At 40.4% G+C, this 14964-nt stretch carries 14 protein-coding genes and 1 pseudogene; 12 read left to right on the forward strand and 3 right to left on the reverse strand.

Annotated features, from left to right (window positions below; genetic code table 11):
• Positions 1 to 321 precede the first annotated feature (321 nt).
• Together rpsB and tsf are read left to right on the forward strand one after the other, a co-directional pair.
• The gene (gene rpsB / locus GMD3S_RS0208760) at positions 322 to 1101 is read left to right on the forward strand and encodes a 30S ribosomal protein S2 (protein WP_000268475.1); all 780 of its coding nucleotides are present in this window, start codon (positions 322 to 324) and stop codon (positions 1099 to 1101) included.
• Between the two features lie 78 nt (positions 1102 to 1179).
• Positions 1180 to 2220 (forward strand): translation elongation factor Ts, encoded by a 1041-nt coding sequence (gene tsf / locus GMD3S_RS0208765; protein WP_000808056.1) that lies wholly within the window; start codon positions 1180 to 1182, stop codon positions 2218 to 2220.
• 103 nt (positions 2221 to 2323) lie between these two features.
• Here the strand turns inward: tsf and cysK are convergent, their stop codons facing one another.
• The 3 genes from cysK to GMD3S_RS0208780 form a co-directional block, all read right to left on the reverse strand.
• Positions 2324 to 3250, reverse strand: a complete 927-nt coding sequence (gene cysK, locus GMD3S_RS0208770; RefSeq protein WP_000158480.1) for a cysteine synthase A — start codon at positions 3248 to 3250, stop codon at positions 2324 to 2326.
• 96 nt (positions 3251 to 3346) lie between these two features.
• Positions 3347 to 3790, reverse strand: a complete 444-nt coding sequence (locus GMD3S_RS0208775) for a PH domain-containing protein (protein ID WP_000231197.1) — start codon at positions 3788 to 3790, stop codon at positions 3347 to 3349.
• Positions 3791 to 3805: 15 nt separating this feature from the next.
• Complete coding sequence (locus GMD3S_RS0208780; RefSeq protein ID WP_000395752.1) at positions 3806 to 4441, reverse strand: YigZ family protein; 636 nt, start codon at positions 4439 to 4441, stop codon at positions 3806 to 3808.
• A gap of 56 nt (positions 4442 to 4497) precedes the next feature.
• Here GMD3S_RS0208780 and GMD3S_RS0208785 point away from each other — a divergent pair, with 56 nt between their 5' ends.
• From GMD3S_RS0208785 to GMD3S_RS0208830, 10 genes and pseudogenes are all read left to right on the forward strand, one after another.
• The gene (locus tag GMD3S_RS0208785) at positions 4498 to 5796 is read left to right on the forward strand and encodes a DEAD/DEAH box helicase (RefSeq protein ID WP_000867705.1); all 1299 of its coding nucleotides are present in this window, start codon (positions 4498 to 4500) and stop codon (positions 5794 to 5796) included.
• Positions 5793 to 6455, forward strand: coding sequence for a ComF family protein (locus GMD3S_RS0208790; RefSeq protein ID WP_000995709.1), 663 nt, complete (start codon positions 5793 to 5795; stop codon positions 6453 to 6455). The genes GMD3S_RS0208785 and GMD3S_RS0208790 overlap by 4 nt, the downstream gene beginning before the upstream one ends.
• 79 nt (positions 6456 to 6534) lie before the next feature.
• Positions 6535 to 7083, forward strand: a complete 549-nt coding sequence (gene hpf, locus GMD3S_RS0208795; protein WP_000599114.1) for a ribosome hibernation-promoting factor, HPF/YfiA family — start codon at positions 6535 to 6537, stop codon at positions 7081 to 7083.
• A gap of 81 nt (positions 7084 to 7164) precedes the next feature.
• The gene (locus tag GMD3S_RS0208800; protein WP_008284495.1) at positions 7165 to 8343 is read left to right on the forward strand and encodes an acetyl-CoA C-acetyltransferase; all 1179 of its coding nucleotides are present in this window, start codon (positions 7165 to 7167) and stop codon (positions 8341 to 8343) included.
• 156 nt (positions 8344 to 8499) lie between these two features.
• Positions 8500 to 10473 (forward strand): DHH family phosphoesterase, encoded by a 1974-nt coding sequence (locus GMD3S_RS0208805; protein ID WP_000739982.1) that lies wholly within the window; start codon positions 8500 to 8502, stop codon positions 10471 to 10473.
• Positions 10470 to 10922: a 50S ribosomal protein L9 gene (rplI, locus tag GMD3S_RS0208810; protein ID WP_000864211.1), complete on the forward strand. Its 453-nt coding sequence runs from the start codon at positions 10470 to 10472 to the stop codon at positions 10920 to 10922. Before GMD3S_RS0208805 ends, rplI begins: the two co-directional genes overlap by 4 nt.
• Positions 10923 to 10965: 43 nt before the next feature.
• The gene (gene dnaB, locus GMD3S_RS0208815) at positions 10966 to 12318 is read left to right on the forward strand and encodes a replicative DNA helicase (protein WP_000852478.1); all 1353 of its coding nucleotides are present in this window, start codon (positions 10966 to 10968) and stop codon (positions 12316 to 12318) included.
• 1 nt (position 12319) lies between these two features.
• Complete coding sequence (locus tag GMD3S_RS0208820; RefSeq protein ID WP_001278165.1) at positions 12320 to 12586, forward strand: Veg family protein; 267 nt, start codon at positions 12320 to 12322, stop codon at positions 12584 to 12586.
• 100 nt (positions 12587 to 12686) lie between these two features.
• On the forward strand, positions 12687 to 13808 hold the full coding sequence (locus tag GMD3S_RS0208825; RefSeq protein WP_000142563.1) for an SH3 domain-containing protein: 1122 nt from the start codon (positions 12687 to 12689) through the stop codon (positions 13806 to 13808).
• A 117-nt stretch (positions 13809 to 13925) separates the two neighbouring features.
• A pseudogene (locus GMD3S_RS0208830) lies at positions 13926 to 14964 on the forward strand (SIALI-17 repeat-containing surface protein); the annotation flags it as partial.

Genomic DNA, 14964 nt, shown 5'->3' on the forward strand with positions numbered 1-14964 from the left:
TCAAACTATGGTGGAGATCGTACAATCGGTAACAAACGTGGATGGTTCAACCCAACTACAACTTCTGAAGGTTACGTAACATACATCTATCCAAATTAATGAATGAAACGAAGAGGCTCGATTTGAGTCTCTTTTCTTTTTTAGTCTTAAGTTAGGCTAAAAACTAGCAAAACCACTTGAAAATATCGTTAAAATGTGGTAAAATGAAACTTGTCGTGTAAACGATAATACTCATTCTTGATGAATTGTGAAACTGTTGCCCTCGGGTCGTTTTGCAAGTTGAAGTCGAGGAGAGGAAAAAAACAAAAAGGAGAAATACTCATGGCAGTAATTTCAATGAAACAACTTCTTGAGGCTGGTGTACACTTTGGTCACCAAACTCGTCGCTGGAACCCTAAGATGGCTAAGTACATCTTCACTGAGCGTAACGGAATCCACGTTATCGACTTGCAACAAACTGTAAAATACGCTGACCAAGCATACGACTTTATGCGTGATGCAGCAGCTAACGATGCAGTTGTATTGTTTGTTGGTACTAAAAAACAAGCTGCTGACGCTGTTAAAGAAGAAGCAGAACGTTCAGGTCAATACTACATCAACCACCGTTGGTTGGGTGGAACTCTTACTAACTGGGGAACTATCCAAAAACGTATTGCTCGTTTGAAAGAAATCAAACGTATGGAAGAAGAAGGAATCTTCGACGTTCTTCCTAAGAAAGAAGTTGCACTTCTTAATAAACAACGTGCACGTCTTGAAAAATTCTTGGGTGGTATCGAAGACATGCCTCGTATCCCTGATGTAATGTACGTAGTTGACCCACATAAAGAACAAATCGCTGTTAAAGAAGCTAAAAAATTGGGTATCCCAGTTGTAGCGATGGTTGACACAAATACTGACCCAGACGATATCGATGTAATCATCCCAGCTAACGATGACGCTATCCGCGCTGTTAAATTGATCACAGCTAAATTGGCTGACGCTATCATCGAAGGACGTCAAGGTGAAGACGCAGCAGCAGTTGAAGCAGAATTTGCAGCTTCAGAAGCTCAAGCTGACTCAATCGAAGAAATCGTTGAAGTTGTAGAAGGCGACAACGCTTAATTCATATAAATAGTAATTACCTAGGAGGGCGGGGCCTAGCCCAGCTCTCCTATTTTTAAAAAATATAGGAGAATCAAAATGGCAGAAATTACAGCTAAACTTGTAAAAGAGTTGCGTGAAAAATCTGGTGCCGGTGTTATGGACGCTAAAAAAGCGCTTGTAGAAACAGACGGTGACATCGAAAAAGCGATTGAATTGCTTCGTGAAAAAGGTATGGCGAAGGCAGCTAAGAAAGCTGACCGTGTTGCAGCTGAAGGTTTGACTGGTGTATTTGTTAACGGTAACGTTGCAGCAGTAGTTGAAGTAAATGCCGAAACTGACTTCGTTGCGAAAAACGCTCAATTCGTTGACTTGGTAAACGCAACAGCTAAAGTAATCGCTGAAGGAAAACCAGCTAACAACGAAGAAGCTCTTGCTTTGACAATGCCTTCAGGTGAAACTCTTGAAGCTGCATATGTATCTGCAACAGCTACAATCGGTGAAAAAATCTCATTCCGTCGTTTTGCTTTGCTTGAAAAAACAGATGCACAACACTTCGGAGCATACCAACACAATGGTGGACGTATCGGTGTTATCTCTGTAATCGAAGGTGGAGACGAAGCGCTTGCTAAACAAATCTCAATGCACATTGCTGCGATGAAACCAACAGTTCTTTCTTACAAAGAATTGGATGAGCAATTCGTTAAAGATGAGTTGGCACAATTGAACCACGTAATCGACCAAGATAACGAAAGCCGTGCAATGGTTGGTAAACCAGCTCTTCCACACTTGAAGTATGGATCAAAAGCACAATTGTCTGATGAAGTGATTGCTCAAGCTGAAGCTGATATCAAAGCTGAGTTGGCTGCAGAAGGCAAACCAGAAAAAATCTGGGACAAAATCATCCCAGGTAAAATGGACCGCTTCATGCTTGACAACACCAAAGTTGACCAAGCATACACACTTCTTGCACAAGTATACATCATGGATGACAGCAAGACAGTTGAAGCTTACCTTGAATCAGTAAATGCTTCAGTAGTTGAGTTCGCTCGCTTTGAAGTTGGTGAAGGTATCGAGAAAGCTGCAAACGACTTTGAAGCAGAAGTTGCAGCTACAATGGCAGCAGCCTTGAATAACTAATAGAAAAGGAAGCAAATTGCTTCCTTTTTCTTTTGGTCTAGAGAGTAGATTCTGTATGAGTAAACAAAAAGCCCTTTAATAAGGGCTAAGTGTATTTAGGAGGTTACACTTCAAATTCATAGAGTGCTGTAGACAAATAACGTTCGCCGTTATCTGGTGCTAAAGCAAGGACTTTCTTACCTGTACCTAATTTCTTGGCAACCTCAATTGCCCCGTAAATTGCTGCAGCTGAAGAAATCCCAACCAGGAAGCCTTCTTTTCCACCAATTTCACGGCCAAGCGCTAGAGCATCATCTGACGTTACGCGAACGATACCATCATAGGCTTTTGTATCAAGTGTTTCAGGAATAAATCCAGCTGAGATGCCTTGAATTTTGTGAGGTCCTGGTTTTTCACCAGACAAGATAGCTGACTCGTCTGCCTCAACTGCATAAACTTGAATGTTTGAATTTGCTGCTTTAAGAGCGTGAGAAACACCTGAGATCGTTCCACCGGTGCCAACACCACCTACAAAAGCATCTAGTCCATCAGAACCGAAAGCAGCCAGTATTTCAGCTCCTGTTGTTCTTTCGTGTACTTCTGGATTAGCTGGATTATTAAATTGGAGTGGAAGGAAGCCGTCTCGTTCAGCGGCGATTTCCTGAGCTTTGGCAATAGCCCCTTTCATTCCTTCGCTACCAGGAGTAAGGACGAGTTCAGCACCATAGGCTTGGATAATCTTGCGTCGTTCCACACTCATCGTTTCAGGCATGACGATAACAACTTTATATCCTTTAGCGGCACCAACCCATGAAAGACCGATACCAGTGTTTCCACTCGTTGCTTCAACAATAGTAGCTCCCGGTTTTAGAATACCATCTTGTTCTGCTTTTTCAATCATGCTAAGGGCAATACGGTCTTTTACTGACGATCCAGGGTTAAAAGCTTCTAGTTTAACATAGACGTCTGCAGCACCCTCTGGAACAATGTTGTTGAGTTTAACAATCGGTGTTTGTCCAATAAGTTCAGTGATATTATTATAAATAGTCATAGATATACCTCTTTGTATAAGATGATACTAGTATAACGCGCTTAAGGCTATTTGTAAAATATAGAAATCCTATCAAAGTGATAGGATTTTTTTATATCAAAGGTCTAAGCCATTAATTTTTAATCGATTGTGATAAGCCAATTCTAATAAATAGGTGTAAAGAGGGAGGATGTCCGTTTTTTTAGGGAATTCAAATTTATGGAAACTCAGATGCTCATTATGTGCTTTAAGAGAGATATTTTCTAAATAAGTAATCGTAATCTCACTATCATCTATACCTGCTCCAGCAGTTTCCATTTCAACGTTTACAATGTTCATCAAAAAGAGTGACTTAACAGACACCTTGCGACCAGTGGCACCTTGCTTATCTGTAAAAATAATACGAATATTTGTAAAGATGATGGAATCGCGAATAAGTTTATATCCACTTTGAATTTCTTCATTCTCTAGTAGATATTGACCATATTCTTTGATAAGAGTCTCTTTGTTTTCCTCGCTGAAGTTACCAGCAAGTCCTTGAATAAATTTTCCAAACACCATGTATTTCTCCTTTATTTACACTAAGTTTACAGGAACTTCAACTTCTCGTAAACCTTGATCTGTTAAAGTAACCTTTCCATTAAAAAACTCTACAAGAGCAGACTTAATATTTTCTTTCTCTTCCTTATCAACATAAATCATTGTATCAACTTGATCTGTAAAGTTTGTATCCAGCTCCATGAGATGATGCTCTCTAAGGAAATTGCCATATTCTTGATACTGAGCGTAAGACATCTGAATGGCTATGCCAGCCTGCTCTTTGATTTCAATAATGCCAATTTCTTTGACAGCCAAGGCCACACTACCTGCGTAAGCACGAATCAAACCTCCAGCGCCTAACTTAATTCCACCAAAGTAACGAGTAACTACTACGCAGACATTGGTAAGATTATGATTTTCTAAGACGCCAAGCATAGGGACTCCAGCAGTACCACTAGGTTCGCCATCATCACTCGTACGCTTTATCTCACTGCGTTCCCCTACAATAAAAGCAGAGCAGTTATGGGTGGCTTTGTAGTGTTCTTTTTTGATAGCAGTGATAAAGTCACGAGCTTCTTCTTCACTATAGACACGCTTGGCATGACAGATAAAGCGTGATTTTTTGATTTCTTCTTGGACCTGCCCATCCTCTTTAATTGTTCTAAATTCCATGATTTAATTGTACTAAAAAATTACCTAAAGCGCTATATTTTTACGAATATTAAAGTATGAAAGTAAATCCAAATTATCTCGGTCGCTTGTTTACTGAGAAAGAATTAACGGAAGAAGAACGACAGGAAGCAGTGAGACTGCCAGCAATGAGAAAAGAGAAGGGGAAACTGTTTTGTCAACGTTGTAATAGTTTGATTCTAGAAGAATGGTATTTGCCTATTGGTGCCTACTATTGTAGGGAGTGTTTGCTGATGAAGCGAGTCAGGAGTGATCAAGCTTTGTACTATTTTCCGCAGGAAGATTTTCCTAAGCAAGATGTTCTCAAATGGTGTGGTCAGTTAACCCCTTTTCAGGAAAAGGTATCAGAGGGGTTGATTCGAGCAGTCGAAAAGAAAGAACCGACTTTAGTTCATGCTGTGACAGGAGCTGGAAAGACAGAGATGATCTATCAAGTTGTAGCTAAAGTGATTGATGATGGTGGTGCAGTTTGTTTGGCCAGTCCTCGAATTGATGTATGTTTAGAACTGTATAAGCGACTGCAGAATGACTTTGCTTGCGATATAGCGCTACTCCATGGCGAATCAGAGCCCTATTTTCGAACTCCCTTAGTAATTGCAACAACTCATCAGTTATTAAAATTTTATCATGCTTTTGATTTGTTGATAGTGGATGAGGTAGATGCCTTTCCTTATGTTGACAACACTATGCTTTACTATGCTGTAAAGAATAGTGTAAAGGAGGATGGATTGAGGATATTCCTTACAGCAACTTCTACAGATGAGTTAGATAGGAAGGTTCGCACAGGAGAATTAAAACGATTAAGCTTGCCGAGACGGTTTCATGGAAATCCTTTGATTATTCCTAAACCAGTCTGGTTATCGGATTTTAATCGCTGTTTAGAGAAAAGCCAGTTATCAACCAAGTTAAAGACTTATATTGAGAAACAGAGAAGAACAGGTTATCCATTGCTAATTTTTACATCAGAGATTAAGAAAGGCGAAAAACTAAAAGAAACACTACAGGTGTATTTCCCAGATGAGAAAATTGGTTTTGTATCTTCTGTCACAGAAAATCGATTAGAGCAGGTGCAAGCTTTTCGAGATGGAGAGTTGACGATACTGATCAGTACGACAATATTGGAACGCGGAGTTACCTTCCCTTGTGTAGATGTTTTCGTAGTAGAAGCTAATCATCGTCTCTTTACCAAGTCTAGTTTGATTCAGATTGGAGGGCGAGTTGGACGCAGTATGGATAGACCAACTGGTGAGTTGCTCTTCTTTCATGATGGATTAAATGCTTCCATCAAAAAGGCAATCAAGGAAATCAAGCAGATGAACAAGGAGGCAGGGTTATGAACTGTTTACTATGTGACCAGACTACAAAGAGTGAACTGACTTTTAGCAGTCTCTTCATTTTAAAAGATGACTGCAGTTATCTTTGCTCAGCTTGTGCTTCTAGTTTTGAGAAGATTGGTGAGAATTATTGCCCAAACTGTATGAAAAAAGGCATGTCAACTAAGTGTCAAGATTGTAAACTTTGGTGTAAAGAAGGAATTCAGGTTGATCATAAGGCAATCTTTACCTATAATCAAGCTATGAAAGACTTTTTCAGTCGATATAAGTTTGATGGCGATTTTTTGCTTAGAAAAGTTTTTGCTTCTGTTCTTGCTGAGGAGTTGAAAAAGTATAGAGGTTATCAATTTGTTTTGATTCCCCTAAGTCCTGAAAGATTGCTTGAGAGGGGATTTAACCAGGTTGAAGGTTTGGTTGAGGCAGCAGGCTTTTCTTTTAAAGATATATTAGGAAAAAGAGAAGAGAGCGCTAGTTCTTCTAAAAGCCGTTTGGAAAGGTTAGCTACTGAAATTCCATTTTTTATTAAAGATGGAATCTCACTTCCTAAGAAGATTTTGCTGATTGATGACATCTATACAACAGGGGCAACTGTGAATCGTGTGAAACGACTTTTGGAAGAAGCAGGTGCTTTGGAAGTTAAAACTTTTTCCCTTGTAAGATGAGGAAAAAATTTGCAAAATGAAAATGAAAGCGTTATAATATAGTTAGAAAAACAAAAATGTTTAGAAAGAAGGTACTTATATGATTAAATATAGTATCCGTGGTGAAAACCTAGAAGTAACAGAAGCAATTCGTGATTATGTAGTTTCTAAACTCGAAAAGATCGAAAAGTATTTCCAACCTGAGCAGGAGTTGGATGCACGTGTGAACTTGAAAGTTTACCGTGAAAAAACAGCAAAGGTTGAGGTAACAATTCCACTTGGATCTATCACTCTTCGTGCTGAAGATATTTCCCAAGATATGTATGGTTCTATCGATCTTGTAACAGATAAAATTGAACGTCAGATTCGTAAAAATAAAACTAAAATCGAACGTAAGAATAAAAGTAAAGTTGCGACAAGTCAACTCTTTACAGATGCTCTAGTTGAAGATGCAGATGTTGTGCAACCCAAAGTCGTTCGTTCAAAACAAATTGATTTGAAGCCAATGGATTTAGAAGAAGCCCTTCTTCAAATGGATTTATTGGGACATGATTTCTTTATTTATGTAGATGTAGAAGATCAAACAACTAATGTTTTGTATCGCCGTGAAGATGGTGAAGTTGGTTTGTTAGAAGTAAAAGAATCATAAAATAGAATTTTTAAAGTGGTTTACACCAGTGTAAACCATTTTTATATTGCATTATTATAAAAGGTATAAATGGGGGCAGTTATGAAAGACGTGGTGATTGTTTCAGCAGTGCGAACTCCAATAGGCTCCTTTGGAGGAAGTTTGAAGAATGTTTCAGCTGTTGATTTGGGAGCTTTGGTTATTAAGAGTGCTTTGGAAAAAGCCAATGTCAAACCAGAGCAGGTAGACGAAGTGATTATGGGGAATGTCCTAGGCGCAGGTTTAGGTCAAAACGTAGCTCGTCAAATGAGCGTTCATGCAGGACTCCCTGAATTTACACCAGCCTTTGCCATCAATAAGGTTTGTGGTTCCGGTTTGAAGGCCGTGCAGTTGGCTGCTCAAGCGATTCGATGTGGCGATGCAGATATTATCGTAGCTGGTGGTGCAGAAAACATGAGTCAGGCTCCATACGTTTTGCCAAGTTTCCGTTGGGGTGGTCGTATGGGAGATTCGAAAGTGGTAGATACCATGATTAAGGATGGTTTGTCTGATGCCTTTAACGAATACCATATGGGAATTACAGCCGAGAATGTGGCTGAAGAATATGGCATCAGTCGAGAAGAGCAAGATGCTCTTGCTTTAGAGTCACAAAAACGAGCAGTTGCAGCTATAGAATCTGGCCGCTTTAAAGAAGAGATTATTCCAGTTGTCATTCCTCAACGCAAAGGCGATCCTATCGTTTTTGATACAGATGAATATCCTAGAAAAGATGCTAGCTTGGAGAGTTTGTCTAAGCTAGGTCCTATTTTCAAAAAAGACGGTTCTGTCACAGCGGGAAATGCTTCAGGAATCAATGACGGGGCAGCAGCTGTCTTAATCATGAGTGCTGAAAAAGCTGAAGAATTAGGACTTTCAGTGATTGCCCGCATTCGTTCGTATGCAAGTGCAGGTTTGGATCCTAAGATGATGGGATGTGGACCGATTTATGCGACTCGCAAGGCTCTTGAAAAAGGCAATTTGACAGTTGAAGATCTCGACTTGATTGAGTCAAATGAAGCTTTTGCTGCCCAGGCTTGTGCAGTTGGTAAAACACTTGGTTTCAACACAGATATTGTCAACGTCAATGGTGGCGCCATTGCTCTTGGTCACCCAATTGGGGCCTCCGGTTGCCGTATCCTAGTAACGCTGGTACATGAGATGATGAAACGAGATGCTAAAACTGGGTTAGCAACTCTCTGTATCGGAGGAGGGATGGGGACTGCCCTTATCGTGGAACGTTAGGTGTTAGTGATCTGAACACGTGGGTAGGAGGGTGATGATCCCCTCCTCCTTTTGTGTCTGAAGTTAGAGAAATCAATCATGAAAGAAGGGCTTGCATCTTTTAAAGGGTCGCTTTTTAAGGGCATTTGTGATATAATAATGCGCAAGAGGTTTAGAATGAAAAAAAATAATTTAATCCCGTTTTCTGCAGTCTTGCTAGGACTTGCAACTTTCGGAATCTTAACTTTGCTGATTATTTTTTCACATAATCTTGCTGTAACAATCACTGTTTTGTTTTTATTTGTACTGCTTTATTTGCTTTTATTCGTTTGGCAAAAAAAACAGTATGAAAAGAGCGAAATTGAACAAATCCAATATGTAAATCACCAAGCCGAAAATAGCTTGAGTACTTTGCTTGATCAAATGCCGGTGGGAGTACTGAAATTAGACTTATCAAGTGGAGAAGTGGAATGGTTTAATCCCTATGCTGAGCTGATTTTAACTACTGAAGAAGGCGAAATTGATGTTGAGTTAATTCAAACCATCATCAAGGCTTCTGTTGGGAATCCAGGTTCGTATGCTACCTTGGGCGAAACACGATATGCTGTTCATATGGACAAGGCTTCGGGTGTTTTGTATTTCTTTGATGTTTCTGGGGAGTACGAAGCAACTGTCGAATTGGTAACTAGCCGTCCAGTCATTGGAGTCATCTCAGTAGATAACTATGATGATTTGGAGGATGCGACATCTGACTCTGATATCAGCCATATCAATAGCTTTGTAGCTAATTTTGTTTCAGAATTTGCTAGTAAGTATGCTATGTTTTCTCGCCGTGTGGGGATGGATCGTTTTTATGTATTCACAGATTACACGGTACTAGAGGAATTGATGAATGATAAATTCTCCGTTATTGATACTTTCCGAGAAGAATCAAAACAGAGGCAGCTAGCCCTAACTTTAAGTATGGGATTTTCTTATGGTGATGGAAACCATGAAGAGATAGGGAAAATTGCCTTGCTCAACTTGAACTTAGCAGAAGTTCGCGGTGGTGACCAGGTGGTGGTCAAGGAAAATAACGAAACCAAGAATCCTGTCTACTTTGGTGGAGGAACTGCTGCATCTATCAAACGTACTCGTACACGTACCAGAGCCATGATGACAGCCATTTCTGATAAGATTCGAAGTGTTGACCAAGTTTTTGTAGTCGGTCATAAAAATCTAGATATGGATGCTTTGGGATCTGCTGTCGGTATGCAGTTGTTTGCAAGTAATATTATTGAGAACAGTTATGCTGTCTATGATGCAGAACATATGCCAGCAGATATCAAACGTGCTATTCAGTTCTTGAAGAAGGAAGATGTCACGAAACTTTTATCTCTTACAGATGCGATGAAGTTAGTTACAAACCGTTCATTATTGATTCTGGTGGATCATTCCAAGACGGCTTTGACTTTGTCAAAAGATTTTTATGATTTGTTCACTCAAACTATTGTTATTGACCATCATAGACGTGATCAGGATTTCCCTGAGAATGCAGTCATCACCTATATTGAAAGTGGGGCAAGTAGTGCCAGTGAGCTGGTCACAGAATTGATTCAGTTCCAAAATTCTAAGAAAAATCGTTTGAGTCGTATGCAGGCCAGTGTTTTGATGGCTGGTATGATGCTGGATACCAAGAATTTCACATCTCGCGTGACGAGCCGAACCTTTGATGTGGCTAGCTATCTGAGAACACGGGGAAGTGACAGTATTGCTATCCAGGAGATCGCTGCGACAGATTTTGAAGAGTACCGTGAGGTAAATGAACTCATTTTACAAGGTCGTAAGTTAGGTTCAGATATCTTGATTGCCCAAGCTAAGGACTCAATGTCTTATGACACAGTTGTTATCAGTAAGGCTGCCGATGCTATGCTGGCTATGTCTGGTATTGAGGCTAGTTTCGTTCTGGCAAAAAATACACAAGGATTTATCTCTATCTCGGCTCGAAGTCGTAGTAAAATCAATGTCCAACGCATTATGGAAGAGTTGGGTGGTGGAGGTCACTTTAATCTAGCTGCCGCGCAAATCGAGGATATGAGTTTGTCGGAAGCAGGAGAAAAATTGACTCAACTAATCTTGGAAGAACTAAAGGAAAAGGAGAAAGAAGAATGAAAGTAATCTTTTTAGCAGATGTTAAAGGAAAAGGGAAGAAAGGCGAAATCAAGGAAGTACCAACTGGCTACGCTCAAAACTTCCTGATTAAAAAGAATTTGGCCAAGGAAGCAACTGCTCAAGCAGTGGGTGAGTTGCGTGGAAAACAAAAATCAGAAGAAAAGGCTCATGCTGAAATGATTGCTGAAGCAAAAGCCATCAAGGCTAAGCTTGAAGCAGAAGAAACAGTTGTAGAGTTTGTTGAAAAGGTTGGACCAGATGGCCGTACATTTGGCTCCATCACTAACAAGAAAATTGCAGAAGAATTGCAAAAGCAGTTTGGTATTAAGATTGACAAACGCAATATTCAAGTGCAAGCACCAATTCGAGCAGTAGGTTTGATTGATGTACCAGTGAAGATCTATCAAGATGTTACAAGTGTCATCAATCTTCGTGTAAAAGAAGGTTAAGTTTACAACTTCTTGACAAGATTGTAAAAGGAAGGAAAGTCGGATGGCAGAAGTAGAGGAACTGCGAGTTCAACCTCAGGATATTTTAGCAGAACAATCTGTTCTGGGGGCTATTTTTATAGATGAGAGTAAGCTCGTTTTTGTCCGAGAATACATTGATTCTCGTGACTTCTTTAAGTATGCTCATCGGTTGATTTTCCAAGCGATGGTAGATTTGTCGGATCGTGGGGAAGCAATTGATGCGACGACAGTTCGGACGATTTTGGATAGTCAAGGGGATCTCCAAAATATTGGTGGCTTGTCTTACCTTGTTGAAATTGTCAACTCTGTACCAACTTCAGCCAATGCGGAGTATTATGCTAAAATTGTTGCCGAAAAGGCTATGCTACGTCGCTTGATTTCCAAGTTGACAGAGTCTGTCAACCAAGCTTATAAGGCTTCTAAGCCTGCAGATGAAATCATCGCTCAGGCTGAAAAGGGACTCATTGATGTTAGCGAAAACGCCAATCGTAGTGGTTTCAAGAACATCCGTGATATTCTAAATATCAACTTTGGGAACCTAGAAGTTCGGTCACAACAAACTACGGATATCACAGGTATTGCTACAGGCTATCGTGATTTGGACCATATGACGACAGGTCTCCACGAGGAGGAGTTGATTATCCTAGCGGCGCGTCCAGCGGTTGGTAAGACAGCCTTTGCCTTAAATATTGCTCAGAACATCGGTACCAAGTTGGATAAAACTGTAGCTATTTTTTCACTGGAAATGGGTGCAGAAAGCCTAGTAGACCGTATGCTGGCAGCAGAAGGTTTGGTGGAGTCTCATTCTATCCGTACTGGTCAATTGACTGATGAGGAATGGCAAAAGTATACCATTGCTCAAGGGAACCTAGCCAACGCGAGTATCTATATCGATGATACGCCAGGGATTCGAATTACGGAAATTCGTTCGCGCTCACGCAAATTGGCTCAAGAAACAGGCAATCTAGGCTTGATTTTGATCGACTACCTACAGCTTATCACAGGTACTGGTCGTGAGAACCGCCAACAAGAAGTCTCTGAAATTTCTCGTCAGTTGAAAATTCTAGCTAAGGAGCTAAAAGTTCCAGTCATTGCTCTTAGTCAGTTATCCCGTGGAGTGGAACAGCGTCAGGATAAGAGACCAGTCTTGTCTGATATTCGTGAATCGGGTTCTATCGAGCAGGATGCGGATATCGTAGCCTTTCTATACCGTGACGACTATTACGATCGTGCGGGTGAAGAAGAGGAAGGAATTCCAAATAACAAGGTTGAGGTTATTATCGAGAAAAACCGTAGTGGGGCTCGTGGAACGGTGGAATTGATTTTCCAAAAAGAATACAATAAATTTTCAAGTATCTCAAAGAGGGAGGCATAAGATGTCAGATGCATTTACAGATGTAGCCAAGATGAAAAAAATCAAAGAAGAAATCAAGGCACATGAGGGACAAGTCGTTGAAATGACTTTGGAGAATGGCCGTAAGCGCCAAAAAAATAGATTGGGTAAGCTAATTGAGGTGTATCCGTCTCTATTTATCGTTGAATTTGGGGATGTTGAAGGAGACAAACAAGCCAATGTCTATGTTGAATCCTTCACCTACTCAGATATCTTGACAGAAAAGAACTTGATTCGCTATCTAGACTAAGAATCCTAAAATGAAGTGAGCTTTGCTCACTTTTTTTCTTTTTCTCCCGAATAGTATAAACGAGGGTAACCTCGGAAATTTATATTATTAAGGAGAATGAATGACGTTTTTTAAATCAGGAGTTAAGAAGAGTAGATATACTCAGTTGGGTTTAGGGCTGGCTACTTTGTTTGTTACAAGTACCTTTTTGTTTGGTGGAGAATCAGTTCAGGCCGATAGTGTAGCGCGTGGAGATGACTATCCGCTTCACTACAAAAATGGTAGTGTTGAAATCGATCAGTGGCGGATGTATTCTCGCCAGTGTACCTCTTTTGCGGCCTTTCGTTTGAGTAGTGTAAATGGCTTTGAGATTCCTCCTGCCTATGGAAATGCAAATGAATGGGGACATCGTGCAAGGCGAGAAGGCTACCGTGTGGATACTAAGCCAGAAGTTGGGGCTATTGCTTGGTCGACAGAAGGTTATTATGGGCACGTGGCCTGGGTATCAAATGTGTCGGGGGATACGATTGAAATCGAAGAGTATAACTATGGGGTTCGAGAAAAGTATAACCGTCGAAAAGTCAAGGCTAGTTCGATGACAGGTTTTATTCATTTCAAGGATTTATCTACTAGCCATAGTGCGGGTGAGAATGCTCGTAGCTCAGAGCTTCCGTCTAGTGGGACAATGGTATTCACGGGGAAATCGCCTATTATGGACCAACCATCAAGCACAGGACAGGTTATTGACTACTATTATGCTGGTGAGAGTGTGAGTTATGATCAAGTTCTTGAAAAGGACGGTTATAAGTGGCTCGGTTATTTGTCTTATAGCGGTTCTAGAAGATATGTGAAGTATGAAAAGTTAAGCAATACAGAGAATGGGTGGAAAAAAGAAGGAGGGAGTTGGTATTACCAAGAGAATGGTAAGCTAGCAACAGGATGGAAAAAAGTTAACAGCAATTGGTATCATTTAAAAGAAAATGGGGCCATGTCAACTGGCTGGATTAAGGATGGCTCTCACTGGTATTATCTAAAGGCTTCGGGTGAGATGCAGACGGGCTGGCTTAAAGACAAGGGAACTTGGTATTACTTAGAGGAATCTGGCCGGATGAAAGCTAGTCAATGGTTCCAAGTCTCGGGGAAACATTACTATGTCGATGCTTCGGGAGCCTTAGCTGTTAATACGATTATTGATGGCTACAGACTAGACAGAAATGGGGTAAGAATAGGAAGTGTTTCTTAAACATCATCCAAGCTTTCTTCTTGTTCATAAAATTTTAAAATGGATATCGAATTAGTTGACGTTCATTAAGTAGTATAATATAATAATATTAAAAAACTATAAGAGGGGCATTGTCTAATGGACAAGAAGAAAGTTATTTTAACAAGTTTAGCAAGTGCAGCTGTATTGGGTGCTAGTGTACTCGTTTCACAGCCTTCAGTAGTTAAGGCAGATGAAGGGAAAACAGAAGAGCAGGCAGTTGTTCCTGCACAACCACAAGCTGGAACAGAAGGGGAGAGCGGTGCTCAAACTGAAAAGGGATCAGAAAACGCTAGTCCAGCTAATCCTGGTGCGACAAATTCAGCTAAGATGACCAAAGAAGAGTTGATGAAGGCTTTGGATGAACTTGAGGAACAGGCTATTAGTGATATTAAGGATAAGGAAGCAATTGAGGACAAAGAGGAGGCAGCTGAAGCTGTGAAGGAATATATCGGTAAGATGTATATTTCAGATACTCTTGAGTCTGGAGAGCTTAGCTTAGATAATATCATCGCTGAATTGCCAGAAGGTGCAGAAGATAAGGCTGTGGTAACAGGCCCTGAGATTCAAACTAATAAAAAATTATCTACTGAGGAGAAGACTCTACTAGACCATGCTGAAAAAGATGCCAAAGAACAAGTTTCTCAAGCGACGGATGCTCTGGTTCAAGCCCTAGAATCTCTTGAAAATGCTGTAATTGAAGATATTAAAAAAGACGCTTCAATCACCGATAAAGAAACGGCCATCAAAGAAGCCAAAGAAGAGATCGGTAAAGAAGACCTTTTGAAGGCTATCGCAGATGAGGATTTGGAGATTGGTGATGTTATTGTAGACTGGCCAGCAGATACGAGCGAGCACAAAACAGTAGTTGAACCTGTATCAGAATTCACAGATGAAGACCAAGCTAAGTTAGACGAAGCTGATAAAGAGGCTCAGGTTGATGTAGCTAAAGTTCGCTCAGATTTAAGCGCTACCCTAGAAAAAATTGAAAGAGAGACAATCGACGACATCAACAAAGATGCCACTATCACTGATAAGGAAGCAGCGATCAAGGCAGCTAAAGAAGTGATTGGCAAGGACGCTATCTTGAAAGCCATTGAAGAAGGTGACCTTGATGCGTCAGACTTGTTAGCTGATT

It is taken from the genome of Streptococcus sp. GMD3S (genome assembly GCF_000298695.2).
GTDB lineage: Bacteria > Bacillota > Bacilli > Lactobacillales > Streptococcaceae > Streptococcus.